Source organism: Pseudomonas knackmussii B13 (genome assembly GCF_000689415.1).
Taxonomy (GTDB): domain Bacteria; phylum Pseudomonadota; class Gammaproteobacteria; order Pseudomonadales; family Pseudomonadaceae; genus Pseudomonas; species Pseudomonas knackmussii.
In genome coordinates this window covers 6,020,165-6,041,702 of sequence record NZ_HG322950.1, presented here as the reverse complement: position 1 = coordinate 6,041,702, position 21,538 = coordinate 6,020,165, and the positions used below count along the sequence as shown (strand labels likewise).

General features: G+C 62.0%; 12 protein-coding genes, 2 tRNA genes and 3 rRNA genes. 13 read left to right on the top strand and 4 right to left on the bottom strand.

The annotated features are described in order from the left end of the window. Positions 1–3 precede the first annotated feature (3 nt). Entirely contained in the window at positions 4–453 is a 450-nt protein-coding gene (locus PKB_RS28140; protein WP_043256551.1) for a GNAT family N-acetyltransferase, read from the bottom strand. A 106-nt stretch (positions 454–559) separates the two neighbouring features. Between PKB_RS28140 and pdxR the strand changes: the two genes are divergently transcribed. Next, positions 560–2,026 carry a MocR-like pyridoxine biosynthesis transcription factor PdxR gene (gene pdxR, locus PKB_RS28135; RefSeq protein ID WP_043256550.1) on the top strand — a complete coding sequence of 489 codons (1,467 nt, stop codon included), beginning with the start codon at positions 560–562 and terminating at the stop codon, positions 2,024–2,026. Between the two features lie 38 nt (positions 2,027–2,064). On the opposite strand, the gene PKB_RS29940 is transcribed toward pdxR, so the two are convergent. After that, a complete protein-coding gene (locus PKB_RS29940) occupies positions 2,065–2,241 on the bottom strand; it encodes a hypothetical protein (RefSeq protein WP_167333381.1) in 177 nt (58 codons plus the stop codon). A gap of 133 nt (positions 2,242–2,374) precedes the next feature. Continuing rightward, the gene (locus PKB_RS28130; protein ID WP_043256548.1) at positions 2,375–3,922 is read right to left on the bottom strand and encodes a BCCT family transporter; all 1,548 of its coding nucleotides are present in this window, start codon (positions 3,920–3,922) and stop codon (positions 2,375–2,377) included. A gap of 360 nt (positions 3,923–4,282) precedes the next feature. Here PKB_RS28130 and betI point away from each other — a divergent pair, with 360 nt between their 5' ends. The 3 genes from betI (at position 4,283) to betA (ending at position 8,202) form a co-directional block, all read left to right on the top strand. After that, complete coding sequence (gene betI, locus PKB_RS28125; RefSeq protein ID WP_043256546.1) at positions 4,283–4,876, top strand: transcriptional regulator BetI; 594 nt, start codon at positions 4,283–4,285, stop codon at positions 4,874–4,876. 51 nt (positions 4,877–4,927) lie between these two features. Then, positions 4,928–6,400, top strand: coding sequence for a betaine-aldehyde dehydrogenase (gene betB / locus PKB_RS28120; protein ID WP_043256544.1), 1,473 nt, complete (start codon positions 4,928–4,930; stop codon positions 6,398–6,400). A gap of 116 nt (positions 6,401–6,516) precedes the next feature. Further along, positions 6,517–8,202, top strand: coding sequence for a choline dehydrogenase (betA, locus tag PKB_RS28115; protein ID WP_043256543.1), 1,686 nt, complete (start codon positions 6,517–6,519; stop codon positions 8,200–8,202). 110 nt (positions 8,203–8,312) lie between these two features. Here the strand turns inward: betA and PKB_RS28110 are convergent, their stop codons facing one another. Next, positions 8,313–8,717 carry an acyl-CoA thioesterase gene (locus tag PKB_RS28110; RefSeq protein WP_043256541.1) on the bottom strand — a complete coding sequence of 135 codons (405 nt, stop codon included), beginning with the start codon at positions 8,715–8,717 and terminating at the stop codon, positions 8,313–8,315. 258 nt (positions 8,718–8,975) lie between these two features. On the opposite strand from PKB_RS28110, the gene PKB_RS28105 reads away from it, so the two are divergent. The 9 genes from PKB_RS28105 (at position 8,976) to pstA (ending at position 21,495) form a co-directional block, all read left to right on the top strand. Then, positions 8,976–10,286, top strand: a complete 1,311-nt coding sequence (locus PKB_RS28105) for an MFS transporter (protein WP_043256540.1) — start codon at positions 8,976–8,978, stop codon at positions 10,284–10,286. Positions 10,287–10,834: 548 nt separating this feature from the next. Next, positions 10,835–12,371, top strand: a 16S ribosomal RNA gene (locus tag PKB_RS28100). A gap of 81 nt (positions 12,372–12,452) precedes the next feature. Next, a tRNA-Ile gene (locus PKB_RS28095) sits at positions 12,453–12,529 on the top strand. A 15-nt stretch (positions 12,530–12,544) separates the two neighbouring features. Continuing rightward, positions 12,545–12,620, top strand: a tRNA-Ala gene (locus tag PKB_RS28090). Positions 12,621–12,851: 231 nt separating this feature from the next. Continuing rightward, positions 12,852–15,742, top strand: a 23S ribosomal RNA gene (locus PKB_RS28085). A gap of 132 nt (positions 15,743–15,874) precedes the next feature. Then, positions 15,875–15,990: ribosomal RNA gene (gene rrf / locus PKB_RS28080) — 5S ribosomal RNA — on the top strand. Together the 16S, 23S and 5S rRNA genes with 2 tRNA genes alongside form the textbook arrangement of a ribosomal RNA operon. A 374-nt stretch (positions 15,991–16,364) precedes the next feature. After that, entirely contained in the window at positions 16,365–17,336 is a 972-nt protein-coding gene (locus PKB_RS28075) for a phosphate ABC transporter substrate-binding protein PstS family protein (RefSeq protein ID WP_043256539.1), read from the top strand. 483 nt (positions 17,337–17,819) lie between these two features. Then, positions 17,820–19,796: an ABC transporter permease subunit gene (locus tag PKB_RS28070; RefSeq protein WP_052355471.1), complete on the top strand. Its 1,977-nt coding sequence runs from the start codon at positions 17,820–17,822 to the stop codon at positions 19,794–19,796. Between the two features lie 22 nt (positions 19,797–19,818). After that, positions 19,819–21,495: a phosphate ABC transporter permease PstA gene (gene pstA / locus PKB_RS28065; RefSeq protein WP_043256535.1), complete on the top strand. Its 1,677-nt coding sequence runs from the start codon at positions 19,819–19,821 to the stop codon at positions 21,493–21,495. Positions 21,496–21,538 lie beyond the last annotated feature (43 nt).

The window sequence follows — 21,538 nt, the reverse complement described above, 5'->3', positions numbered from 1 at the left end:
CGGTCAGAGGATCTTGCGGTACTGGACGAAGCCGGAGCGGTCGGCGATCCGGTCGTAGAGGAACATGGCGTCGGTGTTGCTCTCGTGGGTCAGCCAGTGCACCCGCGAGGCGCCGGCGGCGCGCGCCATGGCGTAGACGTGCTCGATCAGCTCGCGGCCGACGCCGCCACCGCGCAGGTTCTCGTCGACGTACAGGTCCTGCAGGTAGACGTAGTCGCCCTGGGTCCAGCAGGAGCGGTGGAAGATGTAGTGGACCATGCCGATGGCCTTGCCATCGCGCCAGGCGAGGGCGGCGTGCATGGGTTCGGCCGGGTCGAGGAAGCGCTGCCAGGTGAGGGCTGTGGTGGCTTCGTCGATGCTGGTCTTGTAGAAGCGCTGGTAGCCCTGCCAGAGCGGCAGCCAGGCGGCGTGGTCGTCGGCGCTGACGGCGCGGATTTCGAGAGGAGCGGTCATGGGGTGCGGCCTTGTGGTCTGAAGTCCATTTCAGACTAGAGGGGTAATTGGTTCCGCTAAAGATCCATTCATGGTCCAATTCATGGAGCCATTTTTGGAGCCTGCCATGAGCGTCCCGCTGCCCTTCGACCCCTCCGGTATCCGCCTCGACCCCGCCCAAGGCCTGGGCGTGCAGCTGTTCCAGGCCCTGCGCGAGCGCATCCTCGACGGCCGCCTCGGCGCCCGCTCGCGCCTGCCGGCCAGCCGCGACCTGGCCGCCGCGCTCGGTGTCTCGCGCAATACCGTGGTACGCGCCTATGAGCAGCTCTACGCCGAAGGCTACATCGAGGGGCGCACCGGCGACGGGACCTACGTTGCCGAGCGCGTGCAACCGCCGAGCGTGCCGGTGCCGCAGGTCCGTCGGGTGCCGGAAGTGGCCTCGCTGGAGCGCTTGCAGAAGCACCATCTGCCGAAGCCGCCGAGCGGGGCGCCTCGGGCCTTCCGCGTCGGCGTGCCGGCCTTCGACCTGTTCCCCTTCGAGACCTGGGCGCGCTTGCAGGCGCGCTTCTGGCGCAACCCGCCGGCCGATTGCCTGGGTTATGGCGACGCCGCCGGAGAGTGGCGCCTGCGTGAGCTGGTCGCCGCCTACCTGCGCGGCTCGCGTGGCCTGCATTGCGAGGCCGGGCAGGTGATCATCACCAGCGGTGCGCAGCAGGGCATCGCGCTCTGCGCCCAGGTGCTGCTGGGCGAGGGAGATGGCGTGGCCATCGAGAATCCCGGCTATCGCGCGGCGGGTCATGCCTTCGCCACTGCAGGCGCGCGCTTGCATGGCGTGCCGGTGGATGCCGACGGCTTCCAGACCGAACGCCTGCAGCAGCTGCCGGATTGCCGGTTGGTCTACGTCACGCCTTCGCACCAGTACCCCACGGGCGTCACCCTGTCCCTGGCGCGGCGCCTGGAACTGCTGGAATGGGCCGAGCGCAGCGGCGGCTGGATAGTCGAGGACGACTACGACGGCGAGTACCGCTACAGCGGCACCCCGCTGATGCCGCTGGCCGCGCTGGATCGCCAGGACCGCGTGCTCTACGTCGGCACCTTCTGCAAGATCGCCTTCCCCGCCATGCGCCTGGGCTACCTGGTCGTGCCGCCGGCCCTGGCTGAAGCCTTCGCCCGCCGTCGCGCGCTCGATGTCCGGCATTCCGAGGTCGGCACCCAGCGGGTGATGGCCGACTTCATCGCCGAAGGGCATTTCCAGCGCCACGTACGGCGCATGCGCCGGGCTGCCCGTGCCCGGCGCGATGCCCTTCTACGCGGCTGGCCCGAGGTACCCGGCTGCGCGCCTATGCCGACGGTGGAGGCGGGCCTGCATCTCTGTGTGCGCGTGGAGAGTCGCGAGCGCGAACGCTGGCTGGTGGAGCGTGCGCTGCAGGCTGGCGTCGAGGTCAACGCGCTGAGCGACTACTGGCTGCCGGAATCGGCGGAGCATCCGGACGAGCGCGCCGGCCTGGTCCTGGGCTTCGCCGCTGTTCCGGAGGCGCAAATCGCCGAGGCGCTTAAGGCCCTGCGCAAGACCTGGGGCTTGAGCTCGTTGTAGGAGCGCGCCATGCGCGCGATCGCGGGCATGGCCCGCTCCTACGGGGGAGGGGAGATCTCCTCCGGCTCCGCCCAATACGTCTGCTTGTGCCCGCGCGCCTGGTAGTCGCGCGCCAGGGCCTCGGCTTCCTCGCGGGTCAGGCCGCGGCGCATGACGAAGCGGTTGCCGTTGTCGTCCAGGCGCACCAGGCACCAGTTGGGTGGGGGCGAGAGCATGGCTTCTCCACGGAAGGGAAGTTCACCTCAGTCTGCGCCAGAAAAAGAAAGCCCGGCGCTGGGCCGGGCAAAGGGGCCTGCCCCTGGGGGCAGGCGGGTGGCGTCGGGCGGGACGCCACCGGGGAGCAGTTGGTCAGCCGACGGCGTTCAGCTCGGCAGGGCGCGCGACCGGCCGGGCGTGGCCGTACAGGCGCTCGTAGTCGGCGCTCATGGCCTTGTAGAGGCCGAACATGAAGAGGATCAGCACCGCCGAGAAGGGCAGGCCGGCCAGCACCACCACGGTCTGCATGGCGGTGAAGTTGCCGGCGAACAGCAGCCCGATGGTCACCAGCGTGACGATCACCGACCAGAGGATGCGCAGCCAGTTGGGCGCGTCCTCGTCGAGGTCGCCGCCCTGGCGCGACAGGTTGGCCAGCATCACCGAACCGGAATCGGCCGGGGTGAGGAAGAGCACGAAGCCGACGAAGATCGACACGCCGATCACGATCTTGGCCAGCGGGTAATGCTCCAGCAGCAGGTAGATGGACATCGACGGCTGCTCCAGCGCGGCCTTGCCGATGTCGGCGGCGCCGTGGTTCATCACCAGGTCCAGCGCGCTGTTGCCGAACACCGAGAGCCAGGCGAGGGTGAAGCCCAGCGGGATCAGCATCACCCCGCAGACCAGCTCGCGGACGGTGCGGCCACGCGAGATGCGCGCGACGAACATGCCGACGAAGGGCGCCCAGGAGATCCACCAGGCCCAGTAGAAGAGGGTCCACAGGCCCAGCCACTCTTCGCTCTTGGCGGCGCCGCCACCGGTGTAGACGTAGAGGTCGAAGGTCTTCAGCACCAGGCCGTTGAGGTAGTCGCCGAGGTTCTGCACGAAGCCGTTGAGCAGCTCCAGGGTCGAGCCGCAGGCCAGCACGAACACCAGCAGCGAGCTGAACAGGATGATGTTCAGGTTGGACAGCCGGCGGATGCCCTTCTCGATACCCGAGACCGCCGCCAGGGTGGCTACCAGGCTCATCACCAGCAGCACGATCAGCAGGGTGGTCTTGGAGTGCTCCATGCCGGTCAGGTATTCCAGTCCGGACGACACCTGCAGCGCGCCGATCCCCAGGTTGGTGACCAGGCCGAGCAGGGTGACGAAGATGCCGAAGATATCCACCGCGTGGCCCGCCGCACCCTTCACCCAGCGTTCGCCGAGGATCGGGTAGAGCGCCGAGCGCAGCGCCAGCGGCTGGCGGTGGCGGTAGGCGAAGTAGCCGACGGCCAGGCCGACCAGGGCGTAGATCGCCCAGCCGTGCACGCCCCAGTGGAGGAAGGTCAGCTGCAGCGCCTGGCGTGCCGCCTGGGCGGTGCCGGGTGTGCCTTCGGGCGGGTTGTACAGATGGTCGAGCGGCTCGGATGCTGCGAAGTACAGCAGCGAGATGCCGATGCCCGAGGAAAACAGCATGCCGGCCCAGGCGCCGTAGCTGAAATCGGGTTTGTCATGGTCGGCGCCGAGCTTCAGCGTGCCGAAGCGCGAGAAGGCGATCCAGACCACGAAGAACAGATAGGAACCAATGGCCAGCATGTAGTACCAGCCAAAGCTGTGCGACAGCCAGGCCTGGGTGCGGGCCAGCGCGGCGCCGGCGCTGTCGGGGAAGAGGATAAGGGCGGCGGTCAGAACCAGGATCAGGGCGGTGGAGCCGAAGAACACGGTTGGATTCAGACGGACCTGCTCGTTTGTTTTTGTTGGCGAAGCAGAACTCATTTTTCGGGAGACCCCATGGCAGTGAACGCATGGCGGCCGGCGACCGGTGCTTTTGGCTGGACGTCGAGCCGCGAACCACAGACACAGCATTGCCGTCGCGCCACTTGGAGGCCGGATTCTGCGATCCTTGTGCCTTTGCGCGGCGCGCAGCTGAACGGCTCGGGCCCGGTTGCACGCAAGGCACGGAGCAGTTCACGGAGCGCAGCTTATTCTTAGTTGATTGAACGTTCAATAAAAACAAAATAGACTGACCCACATCATCGACGCCGGGCGGCACAGTCGCGCCCCGCGTGAGGAGAGAAACCAATGCCCAAGGTCGGTATGCAGCCGATTCGCCGTTCCCAACTGATCCACGCCACGCTAGAGGCGGTGGACCAGGTTGGCATGAGCGACGCCAGCATCGCCCTGATCGCCCGCCTGGCGGGGGTCTCCAACGGCATCATCAGCCACTACTTCCAGGACAAGAACGGACTCCTGGAGGCGACGATGCGGCATCTGATGTCGGCTTTGAGCAAGGCTGTGCGCGAACGTCGCGCTAGCCTGCGAACCGACGATGCGCGTGCCCACCTGCGGGCGATAGTCGCTGGCAACTTCGACAACAGCCAGGTCAACGGCCCGGCCATGAAGACCTGGCTGGCGTTCTGGGCCAGCAGCATGCACCAGCCGGCGTTGCGCCGGCTGCAACGGATCAACGACCACAGGCTGTATTCCAACCTGTGTTGCGAGCTGCGTCGCGAGCTGCCACTGAAGCAGGCGCGCACCGCCGCTCGCGGGCTGGCCGCGCTGATCGACGGCTTGTGGCTGCGTGGCGCGCTTTCCGGCGACGCGTTCGACACCGACCAGGCCCTGGCTATCGCCTACGAGTATCTCGACCAACAACTGGCCAAGCGCACCGGATAGCGGGCGCGGCCTTACGTGCTGCAACGACCTATAAGAGAGGACAACAACCCCATGGCTCGATTCGACGTACAGAAGCTCTACATCGGTGGTCGCTACGTGGAGGCCACCAGCGGCGCCACTTTCGAGACCATCAACCCGGCCAATGGGGAAGTCCTCGCGCAGGTCCAGCGCGCCTCGAAGGAAGACGTCGAGCGCGCCGTGCAGAGCGCCGTCGAGGGCCAGAAAGTCTGGGCGGCAATGACCGCCATGCAGCGCTCGCGCATCCTGCGCCGCGCCGTGGAAATCCTCCGCCAGCGCAATGACGAACTCGCCGAGCTGGAAACCCTCGACACCGGCAAGCCGCTGGCCGAAACCCGCAACGTCGACATCGTCACCGGCGCCGACGTGCTCGAGTACTACGCCGGCCTGGTCCCGGCCATCGAAGGCGAGCAGATCCCGCTGCGCGAAACCAGCTTCGTCTACACCCGCCGCGAACCGCTGGGCGTGGTCGCAGGCATCGGCGCCTGGAACTACCCGATCCAGATCGCCCTGTGGAAATCCGCACCGGCCCTGGCCGCCGGCAACGCGATGATCTTCAAGCCCAGCGAAGTCACCCCGCTGTCCGTGCTGAAGCTCGCTGAAATCTACACCGAGGCCGGCCTGCCCGATGGCGTGTTCAACGTCCTCACCGGCAGCGGCCGCGAAGTCGGCCAGTGGCTGACCGAGCACCCGCTGATCGAGAAGATCTCCTTCACCGGCGGCACCTCCACCGGCAAGAAGGTCATGGCCAGCGCCTCCAGCTCCTCGCTCAAGGAAGTGACCATGGAACTGGGCGGCAAGTCGCCGCTGATCATCTTCGACGACGCCAACCTCGACCGCGCCGCCGACATCGCGGTCATGGCCAACTTCTTCAGCTCCGGCCAGGTCTGCACCAACGGCACCCGCGTATTCATCCCGCGTGCCCTGCAGGCGCGCTTCGAAGAGAAAGTGGTCGAGCGCGTGAAACGCATCCGCCTGGGCAGCCCGCAGGACGAGAACACCAACTTCGGCCCGCTGGTCAGCTTCCCGCATATGGAAAGCGTGCTCAGCTACATCGAAGCCGGCAAGGAACAGAAAGCCCGCCTGCTCTGCGGCGGCGAGCGCGTCACCCACGGCGAGTTCGGCAAGGGCGCCTACGTCGCGCCGACAGTGTTCACCGACTGCACTGACGACATGACCATCGTCCGCGAAGAGATCTTCGGCCCGGTGATGAGCATCCTCGTCTACGACACCGAGGAAGAAGCCATCCGCCGCGCCAACGACACCGAGTACGGCCTCGCCGCCGGCGTGGTGACCCAGGACCTGGCCCGCGCCCACCGTGTGATCCACCGCCTGGAAGCCGGCATCTGCTGGATCAACACCTGGGGCGAGTCGCCCGCGGAAATGCCGGTTGGCGGCTACAAGCAATCCGGCGTCGGTCGCGAGAACGGCCTGACCACCCTGGCTCATTACACTCGGATCAAATCCGTGCAGGTAGAACTGGGCGACTACGCCTCGGTGTTCTGACCGCCGCGATCGAGCCCTGAGCGGCCGGTCGCAGAGCGACCGGCCTTTCCAAGATTCCGACACCGGCGCGCATGCGTCGCGGGCGGTGTCGCGCCCAGAAAAAGAGGTTGGCCTGCATGACCCAGGAATTCGACTACATCATCATCGGTGCCGGCTCGGCCGGTAACGTCCTCGCCACGCGCCTGACCGAGGACGCGGACGTCAGCGTGCTGCTGCTCGAAGCCGGCGGCCCGGACTACCGTGCCGACTTCCGCACCCAGATGCCCGCGGCGCTGGCCTACCCGCTGCAAGGTCGGCGCTACAACTGGGCGTATCTCACCGATCCCGAGCCCTACATGAACAACCGCCGCATGGAGTGCGGCCGCGGCAAGGGCCTGGGCGGTTCCTCGCTGATCAACGGCATGTGCTACATCCGCGGCAACGCCATGGACTTCGACGGCTGGGCGAAAGAGAAGGGCCTGGAAGACTGGACCTACCTCGACTGCCTGCCGTACTTCCGCAAGGCCGAGACCCGCGACATCGGCCCCAACGACTACCACGGCGGCGACGGCCCGGTTAGCGTGACCACGCCCAAGGCCGGCAACAATCCGCTGTTCCACGCAATGGTCGAGGCCGGTGTTCAAGCGGGCTATCCGCGCACCGAGGACCTCAACGGCTACCAGCAGGAAGGCTTCGGCCCGATGGACCGCACCGTCACCCCGCAGGGTCGCCGCTCCAGCACCGCACGCGGCTACCTGGACCAGGCGCGCAACCGCCCGAACCTGACCATCGTCACCCACGCGCTGACCGACCGCATCCTGTTCAACGGCAAGCGCGCAGTGGGTGCGACCTACCTGCATGGCAACGACAACACGCCCAAACAGGTCCGCGCTCGCCGCGAAGTGCTGGTTTGTTCCGGCGCCATCGCTTCTCCGCAGCTGCTGCAGCGCTCGGGCGTTGGCCCGGCTGCCGTGCTGCGCGATCTGGGCATCGACGTCGTGCATGACCTGCCCGGTGTCGGCCAGAACCTCCAGGACCACCTGGAAATGTACCTGCAGTACGCCTGCAAGGAGCCGGTCTCGCTGTACCCCGCGCTGCAATGGTGGAACCAGCCGCAGATCGGCGCGCAGTGGATGTTCCTCGGCACCGGCCTGGGCGCGAGCAACCAGTTCGAGGCCGGCGGCTTCATCCGCACCCGTCCGGAATTCGAGTGGCCGAACATCCAGTACCATTTCCTGCCGGTGGCGATTAACTACAACGGCAGCAACGCGGTGAAGGAGCACGGCTTCCAGGCGCACGTAGGCTCCATGCGCTCGCCGAGCCGCGGTCGCATCCAGGTGACCTCGCGCGACCCGCGCAAGCACCCGAGCATCCTCTTCAACTACATGTCCACCGAGCAGGACTGGCAGGAGTTCCGCGACGGCATCCGCATCACCCGCGAGATCATGAATCAGCCGGCGCTGGATCCCTATCGCGGCCGTGAGCTGAGCCCGGGCGTGGACAAGAAGTCCGATGCCGAGCTGGATGCGTTCATCCGCGAGCATGCCGAGACGGCTTTCCACCCCTCCTGCTCGTGCAAGATGGGCGAGGACGACATGGCGGTGGTCGACGGCCAGGGCCGCGTACACGGCATGGAAGGCCTGCGAGTGGTGGATGCGTCGATCATGCCGCTGATCATCACCGGCAACCTCAACGCCACCACCATCATGATGGCCGAGAAGATCGCCGACCGAATCCGCGGTCGCCAGCCGCTGCCGCGCAGCAAGGCGGACTACTACAAGGCCAACGGTGCGCCGGTGCGCGGCAAGCCGATGCGCGCCTGAGTCGAGGGTTGGAAACAAGAAAGGCGCCACATCAGGCGCCTTTCTTTATATAGAGGAGAAGAGCCCGGCAAAGGCTCTCCTTTCTGGAAGAGGGCTGGGAAGCGGACGGCTTAGCCGCGACGCGGCGGAACCGGACGGGTGCGTCCACTGCCGTCGATGGCGACGAACACGAACACCGCCTCGGTGACCTTGCGCCATTCGCTGGACAGCGGATCGTCGCTCCACACTTCGACCAGCATGCGGATCGAGCTGCGCCCGACTTCCAGGCTCTGGGTGTAGAACGACAGCTGCGCGCCAACCGCTACCGGCACCAGGAACGCCATGCGATCGATCGCCACCGTGGCCACGCGGCCGGCAGCGATGCGGCTGGCCATTGCGGTGCCTGCCAGATCCATCTGCGACACCAGCCAGCCGCCGAAGATATCGCCGAAGCCGTTGGCCTCGCGCGGCAGCGCGGTGATTTGCAGGGCCAGGTCGCCCTGGGGGATGGGGTCGTCTTGTTCGAGCTCGATCATGGCGAAGGGCCTCTTGCCCCGGATGTCTCGTTTCTGGAGGTAGATAAGGGAAAAACTCTCCCAAGATTCCTGTCGGCGCAAGACCTTGGGACAGCTTTCTGATCGGCTCCGGACCGGCCGGCCATTATATAGAGGCGCAACCCTGCCGACGACCGGCAATGCCGCGTTTGGCCCATCTGTGTCGGGTTTGCGCAATTTGCTATGGTGCGGCACGCGCGGCGCGGCGCCGCACTCTGTCATTCCGTCGAGAACAACTACATGTCATCCCCCAGCCTGCCTGCAGCTCGAGCGCTCAATCGAAGCGACTACAAGACCCTGTCCCTTTCCGCCCTGGGCGGTGCGCTGGAGTTCTACGACTTCATCATCTTCGTGTTCTTCGCCACCGTGGTCGGCAAGCTGTTCTTCCCCGCCGACATGCCCGACTGGCTGCGCCAGCTGCAGACATTCGGCCTGTTCGCCGCTGGTTACCTCGCGCGTCCGCTGGGCGGGATCGTCATGGCGCACTTCGGTGACCTGCTCGGACGCAAGAAGATGTTCACCTTGAGCATCTTCTTAATGTCGGTACCGACGCTGCTCATGGGGTTGCTGCCGACGTACGTGCAGATCGGCATCTGGGCGCCCTTGGCGTTGCTGCTGCTGCGCGTTGTCCAGGGCGCGGCCATTGGCGGTGAAGTGCCCGGGGCCTGGGTGTTCGTCGCCGAGCATGTGCCGGCGCGCAGCATCGGCCTGGCCTGCGGAACGCTGACGGCGGGTCTGACCGCGGGCATCCTCATCGGTTCGCTGGTGGCGACTCTGATCAACAGCCTGTACAGCCAGGCCGAGCTGCTGGACTACGCCTGGCGCATCCCGTTCCTGCTCGGTGGCATCTTCGGCCTGTTCTCCGTCTACTTGCGCCGCTGGCTGCACGAAACGCCGGTGTTCGCCGAGATGCAGAAACGCAAGCAGCTGGCCGACGAGATTCCGCTGGGCAAGGTGGTGCGCGAGCATCGCCCGGCGGTGGTGGTCTCCATGCTGCTGACCTGGCTGCTGTCGGCGGCCATCGTGGTGGTGATCCTGATGACCCCGTCGCTGCTGCAGAACCTCTACGGCATCAGCCCGGCGACTTCGCTGAAAGCCAATAGCCTGGCCATCGTCTTCCTCACCGGCGGCTGCATCCTTGCCGGCCGCCTGGTCGATCGGCTGGGTGCGGGGCGCATTTTCATCGGCGGCAGCCTGCTGCTGGGCGGCGCGTCGTGGCTCTTCTATAGCAGCCTGCACGAGCATCCCGACCTGCTCTTCCCTTTATATGCATTCGCCGGCCTGGCCGTTGGCATCGTCGGCGCCGTGCCATATGTCATGGTCAAGGCATTCCCGCCGGTAGTCCGCTTCAGCGGCCTGTCCTTCTCCTACAACCTGGCCTACGCGATCTTCGGCGGGCTGACGCCCATGGTGGTCGCCCTGCTGATGAAGCAGGACCCGATGGGGCCAGCTTATTACGTAGGCGCACTGAGCCTGGTCGGGCTTCTCGTCGGCATCTATCTGTTGCGCCAGGAGCGACAAATCGAAGGCGCTTCTGTCGCTACCAATTGATCGATCGGACAGGTTTTTCAGAAAAGTGTCAGAAAGTCGTTGACGGGCATTTTTAAGTCCCTATAATGCGCACCACTCCCAGCGACGAAGCGCTGAAAGAGCTTGAAAATCAAGCACTTACAAAGATTCGAAGTTGAGAGTGGTGGTCCGGCAGGTGATTCGCTTGCCACTTTCGCTGTTCGCCACTGGCGAGCGAGTCGAAAGAAGATCATCGAGGTGCTTGACAGCGAAAATCAACGCTGTAATATGCGCCTCCCGCTGACGAGAAGCGCTGCTGCTCGAAAGCGCAAGCGGTTGAGTAGAAAAGAGATTTTCGAAAAACAGCTTGACAGAAAGAAAGGCTGCTGTAGAATGCGCGGCCTCGGTTGAGACGAAAGACTTGATCGAAACGCTCTTTAACAAGTTGAATCAAGCAATTCGTGTGGGTGCTTGTGAGTTAAGACTGGTGATCGCAAGATTATCAGCATCACAAGTAACACTCGTGAATTCGAGAGTTTTTTGCGATTGCTGAGCCAAGTTTAGGGTTTTCTCAAAACCCAATCAGTATTGAACTGAAGAGTTTGATCATGGCTCAGATTGAACGCTGGCGGCAGGCCTAACACATGCAAGTCGAGCGGATGAAGGGAGCTTGCTCTCTGATTCAGCGGCGGACGGGTGAGTAATGCCTAGGAATCTGCCTGGTAGTGGGGGACAACGTTTCGAAAGGAACGCTAATACCGCATACGTCCTACGGGAGAAAGTGGGGGATCTTCGGACCTCACGCTATCAGATGAGCCTAGGTCGGATTAGCTAGTAGGTGAGGTAATGGCTCACCTAGGCGACGATCCGTAACTGGTCTGAGAGGATGATCAGTCACACTGGAACTGAGACACGGTCCAGACTCCTACGGGAGGCAGCAGTGGGGAATATTGGACAATGGGCGAAAGCCTGATCCAGCCATGCCGCGTGTGTGAAGAAGGTCTTCGGATTGTAAAGCACTTTAAGTTGGGAGGAAGGGCAGTAAGTTAATACCTTGCTGTTTTGACGTTACCAACAGAATAAGCACCGGCTAACTTCGTGCCAGCAGCCGCGGTAATACGAAGGGTGCAAGCGTTAATCGGAATTACTGGGCGTAAAGCGCGCGTAGGTGGTTTGGTAAGATGGATGTGAAATCCCCGGGCTCAACCTGGGAACTGCATCCATAACTGCCTGACTAGAGTACGGTAGAGGGTGGTGGAATTTCCTGTGTAGCGGTGAAATGCGTAGATATAGGAAGGAACACCAGTGGCGAAGGCGACCACCTGGACTGATACTGACACTGAGGTGCGAAAGCGTGGGGAGCAAACAGGATTAGATACCCTGGTAGTCCACGCCGTAAACGATGTCGACTAGCCGTTGGAATCCTTGAGATTTTAGTGGCGCAGCTAACGCGATAAGTCGACCGCCTGGGGAGTACGGCCGCAAGGTTAAAACTCAAATGAATTGACGGGGGCCCGCACAAGCGGTGGAGCATGTGGTTTAATTCGAAGCAACGCGAAGAACCTTACCTGGCCTTGACATGTCCGGAATCTTGCAGAGATGCGAGAGTGCCTTCGGGAATCGGAACACAGGTGCTGCATGGCTGTCGTCAGCTCGTGTCGTGAGATGTTGGGTTAAGTCCCGTAACGAGCGCAACCCTTGTCCTTAGTTACCAGCACGTTATGGTGGGCACTCTAAGGAGACTGCCGGTGACAAACCGGAGGAAGGTGGGGATGACGTCAAGTCATCATGGCCCTTACGGCCAGGGCTACACACGTGCTACAATGGTCGGTACAGAGGGTTGCCAAGCCGCGAGGTGGAGCTAATCCCATAAAACCGATCGTAGTCCGGATCGCAGTCTGCAACTCGACTGCGTGAAGTCGGAATCGCTAGTAATCGTGAATCAGAATGTCACGGTGAATACGTTCCCGGGCCTTGTACACACCGCCCGTCACACCATGGGAGTGGGTTGCTCCAGAAGTAGCTAGTCTAACCGCAAGGGGGACGGTTACCACGGAGTGATTCATGACTGGGGTGAAGTCGTAACAAGGTAGCCGTAGGGGAACCTGCGGCTGGATCACCTCCTTAATCGAAGATCCCGGCTTTCTCATAAGCTCCCACACGAATTGCTTGATTCACTGGTAAAGCGACGGTTAGGCAACCCTATATGGGTCTGTAGCTCAGTCGGTTAGAGCGCACCCCTGATAAGGGTGAGGTCGGCAGTTCGAATCTGCCCAGACCCACCAATCGTTGGAAAAGAGGGGGCCATAGCTCAGCTGGGAGAGCGCCTGCTTTGCACGCAGGAGGTCAGGAGTTCGATCCTCCTTGGCTCCACCATCCACGTCGCGAAAGTTCAGACATGAATGTTCAGGGTAATGGAACATTGATGTCTGGTCTTTGTACCGGAACCGTTCTTTAAAAATTTGGGTATGTGATAGAAGTAGACTGAATAATCTCTTTCACTGGTGATTATTCAAGTCAAGGTAAAATTTGCGAGTTCAAGCGCGAATTTTCGGCGAATGTCGTCTTCACGTTCGAGACGTATAACCAGATTGCTTGGGGTTATATGGTCAAGTGAAGAAGCGCATACGGTGGATGCCTTGGCAGTCAGAGGCGATGAAAGACGTGGTAGCCTGCGATAAGCTTCGGGGAGTCGGCAAACAGACTTTGATCCGGAGATCTCTGAATGGGGGAACCCACCCAGCATAAGCTGGGTATCTTGCACTGAATACATAGGTGTAAGAGGCGAACCAGGGGAACTGAAACATCTAAGTACCCTGAGGAAAAGAAATCAACCGAGATTCCCTTAGTAGTGGCGAGCGAACGGGGACTAGCCCTTAAGCTTCTTTGAATCTAACAGAACGCTCTGGAAAGTGCGGCCATAGTGGGTGATAGCCCCGTATGTGAAAGGTTCTTGGAAGTGAAATCGAGTAGGACGGAGCACGAGAAACTTTGTCTGAATATGGGGGGACCATCCTCCAAGGCTAAATACTACTGACTGACCGATAGTGAACCAGTACCGTGAGGGAAAGGCGAAAAGAACCCCGGAGAGGGGAGTGAAATAGAACCTGAAACCGTATGCGTACAAGCAGTGGGAGCCTACTTTGTTAGGTGACTGCGTACCTTTTGTATAATGGGTCAGCGACTTATATTCAGTGGCGAGCTTAACCGAATAGGGAAGGCGTAGCGAAAGCGAGTCTTAATAGGGCGTTTAGTCGCTGGGTATAGACCCGAAACCGGGCGATCTATCCATGAGCAGGTTGAAGGTTAGGTAACACTGACTGGAGGACCGAACCCACTCCCGTTGAAAAGGTAGGGGATGACTTGTGGATCGGAGTGAAAGGCTAATCAAGCTCGGAGATAGCTGGTTCTCCTCGAAAGCTATTTAGGTAGCGCCTCACGTATCACTCCAGGGGGTAGAGCACTGTTTCGGCTAGGGGGTCATCCCGACTTACCAAACCGATGCAAACTCCGAATACCTGGAAGTGTCAGCGTGGGAGACACACGGCGGGTGCTAACGTCCGTCGTGAAAAGGGAAACAACCCAGACCGTCAGCTAAGGTCCCAAAGTTATGGTTAAGTGGTAAACGATGTGGGAAGGCTTAGACAGCTAGGAGGTTGGCTTAGAAGCAGCCACCCTTTAAAGAAAGCGTAATAGCTCACTAGTCGAGTCGGCCTGCGCGGAAGATGTAACGGGGCTCAAACCATACACCGAAGCTACGGGTGCATCGCAAGATGTGCGGTAGAGGAGCGTTCTGTAAGCCTGTGAAGGTGAGTTGAGAAGCTTGCTGGAGGTATCAGAAGTGCGAATGCTGACATGAGTAACGACAATGGGAGTGAAAAACTCCCACGCCGAAAGACCAAGGGTTCCTGCGCAACGTTAATCGACGCAGGGTTAGTCGGTCCCTAAGGCGAGGCTGAAGAGCGTAGTCGATGGGAAACAGGTTAATATTCCTGTACTTCTAGTTACTGCGATGGAGGGACGGAGAAGGCTAGGCCAGCTTGGCGTTGGTTGTCCAAGTTTAAGGTGGTAGGCAGAGATCTTAGGTAAATCCGGGGTCTTAATGCCGAGAGCTGATGACGAGCGTTCTTTTAGAACGTGAAGTGGTTGATGCCATGCTTCCAGGAAAAGCTTCTAAGCTTCAGGTAACTAGGAACCGTACCCCAAACCGACACAGGTGGTTGGGTAGAGAATACCAAGGCGCTTGAGAGAACTCGGGTGAAGGAACTAGGCAAAATGGCACCGTAACTTCGGGAGAAGGTGCGCCGGTGAGGGTGAAGTATTTACTACGTAAGCCCATGCCGGTCGAAGATACCAGGCCGCTGCGACTGTTTATTAAAAACACAGCACTCTGCAAACACGAAAGTGGACGTATAGGGTGTGACGCCTGCCCGGTGCCGGAAGGTTAATTGATGGGGTTAGCGAAAGCGAAGCTCTTGATCGAAGCCCCGGTAAACGGCGGCCGTAACTATAACGGTCCTAAGGTAGCGAAATTCCTTGTCGGGTAAGTTCCGACCTGCACGAATGGCGTAACGATGGCGGCGCTGTCTCCACCCGAGACTCAGTGAAATTGAAATCGCTGTGAAGATGCAGTGTATCCGCGGCTAGACGGAAAGACCCCGTGAACCTTTACTGTAGCTTTGCACTGGACTTTGAGCCTGCTTGTGTAGGATAGGTGGGAGGCTTTGAAGCGTGGACGCCAGTTCGCGTGGAGCCATCCTTGAAATACCACCCTGGCATGCTTGAGGTTCTAACTCTGGTCCGTTATCCGGATCGAGGACAGTGTATGGTGGGCAGTTTGACTGGGGCGGTCTCCTCCTAAAGAGTAACGGAGGAGTACGAAGGTGCGCTCAGACCGGTCGGAAATCGGTCGTAGAGTATAAAGGCAAAAGCGCGCTTGACTGCGAGACAGACACGTCGAGCAGGTACGAAAGTAGGTCTTAGTGATCCGGTGGTTCTGTATGGAAGGGCCATCGCTCAACGGATAAAAGGTACTCCGGGGATAACAGGCTGATACCGCCCAAGAGTTCATATCGACGGCGGTGTTTGGCACCTCGATGTCGGCTCATCACATCCTGGGGCTGAAGCCGGTCCCAAGGGTATGGCTGTTCGCCATTTAAAGTGGTACGCGAGCTGGGTTTAGAACGTCGTGAGACAGTTCGGTCCCTATCTGCCGTGGACGTTTGAGATTTGAGAGGGGCTGCTCCTAGTACGAGAGGACCGGAGTGGACGAACCTCTGGTGTTCCGGTTGTCACGCCAGTGGCATTGCCGGGTAGCTATGTTCGGAATAGATAACCGCTGAAAGCATCTAAGCGGGAAACTAGCCTCAAGATGAGATCTCACTGGGAACTTGATTCCCCTAAAGGGCCGTCGAAGACTACGACGTTGATAGGTTGGGTGTGTAAGCGCTGTGAGGCGTTGAGCTAACCAATACTAATTGCCCGTGAGGCTTGACCATATAACACCCAAACAATTTGTGTGTTAGACGGTGAAGTCGACGAACCGAAAGTTCGTGAGAACCGCAAATTACCTGTCACATACCCGAATCGGGATGAGCGTGTGCGCAAGCCACGAGCATCCGAAAGAATTGCTTGACGACCATAGAGCGTTGGAACCACCTGATCCCATCCCGAACTCAGAAGTGAAACGATGCATCGCCGATGGTAGTGTGGAGTTTCTCCATGTGAGAGTAGGTCATCGTCAAGCACCTATCCCAAAGCCCCTGATCAGCGAAAGCTGGTCGGGGGTTTTGCTTTTGCGCGCGGAAAAAGCTCTGGTGCCGATAGACGCCCACAGGCTGATGACGAATCTAGTGGCGCCGGCCATTGGATCGACCTGGAAGGGTCCAATTTCGAGCCGCATGGGCATCGTTTGCGATCCCAGCGAGCGAATTCGCCCCTAAGAAGCGTGAGGGTCACCGAGCTGAATTCTTGCTCTGACATGTCTAGTAATAATTTCTGTCATATTTATTACTTTGAACCGTCATTGGTCATCTGTCTGTCACATTGCTTTCATAGAGTCTCCTCGCCCGCCAAAAGGGCACGAATTACCGAAACCTCGGCCTTTCCTAGGAGCAAGTCATGAAACTCAAACGTTTGATGGCGGCACTGACCTTCGCTGCTGCCGGCATGGGCGCTACGGCTGCCCTCGCCGCGATTGACCCGGCCCTGCCGGAGTACCAGAAAGCCAGCGGCGTGTCGGGCAATCTCTCCAGCGTGGGTTCGGACACCCTGGCCAACGTCATGACCATGTGGGCCGAGGAGTACAAGCGTCTCTATCCGAGCGTGAACGTGCAGATCCAGGCTGCCGGCTCTTCCACCGCGCCGCCGGCCCTCACCGAGGGCACTGCCAACCTCGGCCCGATGAGCCGGAAGATGAAGGATGTCGAGCTGCAGGCCTTCGAGCAGAAGTACGGCTACAAGCCCACTGCCGTGCCGGTTGCCGTCGATGCGCTGGCGATCTTCGTGCACAAGGACAACCCCATCAAAGGCCTGACCATGCAGCAGGTCGACGCCATCTTCTCGTCCACCCGACTGTGCGGCGCCAAGCAGGAAGTGAAGACCTGGGGTGACCTTGGCCTGACCGGGGACTGGGCGAACAAGCCTGTGCAGCTGTTCGGACGCAATTCGGTGTCCGGCACCTACGGCTATTTCAAGGAACAGGCCTTGTGCAAGGGTGACTTCAAGCCCAACGTCAACGAGCAGCCGGGTTCGGCTTCCGTGGTGCAGTCGATCAGCCAGTCGCTGAATGGTGTTGGGTACTCCGGCATTGGCTACAAGACTGCGAGCGTAAAGACCGTCGCCCTGGCGAAGAAGGAAGGCAGCGCCTACATCGAAGACAACGAGCAGAACGCACTGAACGGCACCTATCCGCTCTCGCGCTTCCTTTATGTCTACGTGAACAAGGCGCCAAACAAGCCGCTGGATCCGCTGGAAGCGCAGTTCCTGAAAATGGTGCTGTCGAAGACAGGGCAGGAAATCGTCGTCAAGGACGGTTACATTCCTCTGCCGTCAAAGGTCGCGGAAAAGGCGATCAAGGACCTGGGCCTCTGAGCAGGCCTCCGATCGCCGAAGCGTCTGACGCGCAGTGGCGAAGGGCCCGTCGACAGGTATCTGTCGGGGGCGGGCCTTGCCACGTCATAGTGATGTCACTTTTGTAGAGCGCCATTAAGCCACCAGCCCCGATGAACGACCTGGCCACTTCCTCCATGAGCGATACCAGTCCCGAGCGGATCGATTTCAATGCCCCGGCCTTCCGCCGCAAGCGCCGCATCCGAGCGCTCAAGGATCGCCTGACCCGCTGGTACGTACTGATCGGTGGCCTGGCGGTGCTGGGTGCCATCACCCTGATTTTCTTCTACCTGGCTTACGTGGTGCTGCCGCTGTTCCGTGGCGCCGAGCTGGATGCCCGCGAGCCGCTGACGCCGGCCTGGCTGGGGCGCGGGGCGGGACGCCGGGGAGCCGCTGACGCCGGCCTGGCTGGGCAGCGTGCAGAAGCCGCTGCTGCTAAGTGTCGAAGAGCAGAACCAGGTGGCGATGCGCGTCGCCGCCGATGGTCAGGTGCTGTTCTTCGATCTCGACAGTGGCAACGAGCTGTCTCGCCAGGCGCTGAAGCTGCCGGCTGGTACTCAGGTGGTCTCCATCGGCCAGGATCAGCCCGATCGGCCGCTGGTTGCCCTAGGCCTGTCCAACGGACAGGTGCTGGTGTTCAAGCACAGCTACCGGGCCAGCTACCCGGACGGCAAGCGGGTCATCGCGCCAGTGCTGGAGTATCCCTATGGCGATACCCCGGTTGCCCTGGATGAGTCCGGCCGGCCGCTGGAGCACGTCGCCATCGCTTCCGGCGAAGACGGCGCCATGCTCGCCGGTTCCGCCGGCAGCCAACTGATGCTGCTCAACCTCAGCAACCAGGAGAACATGCTGACCGGCGAGACCACGCTGCAGCAGGAGCGCATCGAGCTGCCGCAGATCGCCGACCCGGTGAAGGCGATCTACATGGACCCGCGCAAGCAGTGGCTGTACGTGGTCAACGGCCGTGCGCAAGCCGACGTCTTCGACCTGCGCACCCACCAACTCAACGGGCGCTACAAGCTGCTCGACCACGCCGACAGCGAAGTCACCGCGAGCGCCCAGTTGCTCGGTGGCATTTCGCTGATGATCGGCAGCTCCCGCGGCAGCATCAGCCAATGGTTCATGGCTCGCGACACGGATGGCGAACCGCGTCTTTCCCACGTGCGCGACTTCCGCCTGGGCGACAAGCCGGTGACGGCGATTGTTGCGGAGCAACGCCGCAAGGGCTTCATCGCCCTGGACAGCAGCGGTCGCCTTGGCGTGTTCCACAGCACGGCCCACCGCACCCTGCTGACCGAGCAGGTCGCCCCAGAGGCGGGAGTCCTCGCCCTTTCGCCGCGAGCCAACCTTGTACTGCTGGAAGAGGGCGGCAAGCTGCACAGCTTCGCGCTGAGCAACCCGCACCCGGAGATTTCCTGGAGCGCGCTCTGGGGCAAGGTCTGGTACGAGAGCTACGACAAGCCGCAGTACGTCTGGCAATCCACTGCAGCGAACACCGATTTCGAGCCCAAGCTGAGCCTCGCACCACTGACCTTCGGCACCCTCAAGGCGGCCTTCTACGCGATGATCCTGGCCGCTCCGCTGGCCGTCGCCGCGGCGGTCTATACCGGTTATTTCATGGCCCCGGCCCTGCGCCGCAAGGTGAAGCCGGTCATCGAACTGATGGAGGCGCTGCCCACGGTAATCCTCGGCTTCTTCGCCGGGCTGTTCCTCGCCCCCTATGTCGAGGGCCACCTGCCGGGCATCTTCAGTCTGCTGCTGCTCACGCCGCTGGGTATCCTGCTCGCCGGCCTGGCCTGGAGCCGCCTGCCGGAGCGCATCCGCCTGTCGATCCCGGACGGTTGGGAAGCGGCCATCCTGGTTCCGGTGGTGCTCGCCGTCGGCACCTTCGCCCTGTGGCTGAGTCCGCACCTGGAGTCGGCGTTCTTCGGCGGCGACATGCGCCTGTGGCTCAGCCATGACCTGGGCATCACCTACGACCAGCGCAATGCCCTGATCGTCGGCCTGGCGATGGGCTTCGCGGTGATTCCGAACATCTTCTCGATTGCCGAGGACGCCATCTTCAGCGTGCCCCGGAGCCTCACCTACGGCTCCCTGGCCCTGGGTGCGACGCCCTGGCAGACCCTGGCGCGGGTGGTGATCCTCACCGCCAGCCCGGGCATCTTCTCGGCGCTGATGATCGGCCTCGGCCGCGCGGTGGGCGAGACCATGATCGTGCTCATGGCGACCGGCAATACCCCGGTGATGGACCTGAATATCTTCCAGGGCATGCGCACCCTGGCAGCGAACGTCGCGGTGGAGATGCCCGAGTCGGAGGTAGGCGGTACCCATTACCGCGTGCTGTTCCTCTCGGCGCTCGTGCTGCTGACCTTCACCTTCGTGATGAACACCCTGGCCGAGCTGATCCGTCAGCGGCTGCGGAAGAAATACGCGTCGCTCTGAGCGGCGCCAACGAGGCTCCTCTGTGAAACAGAAACAGGAATCGGTGAAAGCCTGGTTCGCCAGCGGCACGCCCTGGGTGTGGATGAACGCCGGCGCTGTGTCGATCGCCGTGATCATGACCATCGGCCTGCTGGCTGTGATCGCCGTGCGCGGCCTGGGCCACTTCTGGCCGGCCAATGTGCTGGAGGCAACCTACAGCGTGCCCGGTTCCCCGGTGCAGACGCTGATCGGCGAGGAGGTGCAGGTCGAGCAGGTCCCGCGCGAGCGGCTGCACAGTGCCGGTATGCCGGTGCCGGCCACCGGTCCTGAGTTCATGACCCGCGGGCTGCTCAAGCTGGGCAATCGCGATCTCTATGGCAGCGACTTCTCCTGGGTGGTCGGCGAGTGGCTCGGCGAGCGCCATTGGCCGAAGGAGCTGATGACTCTCGAGCGCCGCGAGTGGGGCAACTTCTATGGCTACCTGCTGAGCGTGAAGGAAGCCGGCAAGGTGGTTGCCGAAGGTTCGGCCGCCATGCCTGAGCTGCAGCAACGCCTGCAGCGGGTGAATGCGCTCTACGACGAACTCAGCGGCCTGGAGAAATCCGACATCGGTGGCATCAACCACGAGCTTGAACGTCTGCGCCTGAAGGAGCGCAAGCTGCAGCTCGACGGGCAGCTCGACGCTACCGCTCAGGCTGACCTGGCTACCGCGCGTGCGGAGCTGCAGGCGCGCTATCAAGAGTACGAAGCGAAGCTCGGCGAGCTGCGCCAGCAGTTCAACCGTGACAGCGTGGTGATGCGCGATTCCAGCGGCCGCGAGACCGAGATCAGCGTCGGCAAGCTGGTCCACGCCTACCAGCCCAACGCCATGGGCGTGGGCGCCAAGCTGAAGTTCTATTTCCAGAAGCTCTGGGAGTTCCTCAGCGAAGACCCGCGTGAGGCCAACACCGAGGGCGGCATCTTCCCGGCGATTTTCGGCACCGTGATGATGACCCTGGTGATGGCCCTGATCGTCACGCCTTTCGGTGTCATTGCCGCCGTATACCTGCGCGAGTACGCGCGCCAGGGACCGCTGACCCGGACCATCCGCATCGCCGTGAACAACCTCGCCGGCGTTCCGGCAATCGTCTACGGCGTGTTCGGCCTGGGCTTCTTCGTCTACGTGCTGGGCGGCTCCATCGACCGGCTGTTCTTCGCCGAGGCGCTCCCGGCGCCGACATTCGGCACGCCCGGGCTGTTCTGGGCCTCGCTGACCCTGGCGATCCTCGCCGTGCCGGTGGTGATCGTGGCCACCGAGGAAGGTCTGTCGCGGATTCCGCGTTCGATCCGCGAGGGCTCGCTGGCCCTGGGCGCGACCAAGGCCGAGACGCTGTGGAAGATCGTCCTGCCGATGGCCAGCCCGGCGATGATGACCGGCCTGATCCTCGCCGTGGCGCGTGCCGCGGGTGAAGTGGCGCCGCTGATGCTGGTGGGCGTGGTGAAGCTGGCCCCGTCGCTGCCGGTGGACGGCAACTACCCCTACGTGCACCTCGACCAGAAGATCATGCACCTGGGCTTCCACATCTACGACGTCGGCTTCCAGAGCCCCAACGTCGAGGCCGCGCGGCCGCTGGTGTATGCCACCGCGCTGCTGCTGGTGCTGGTGATCGCCCTGCTCAACGTCTCGGCCATCGCCATCCGCAACCGCCTGCGCGAGAAGTACAAGGCGCTGGAAAACTGATAGCCGCCGCCGGCAGTGCTTGCCGGCGGCCTGGAGCCTCCAA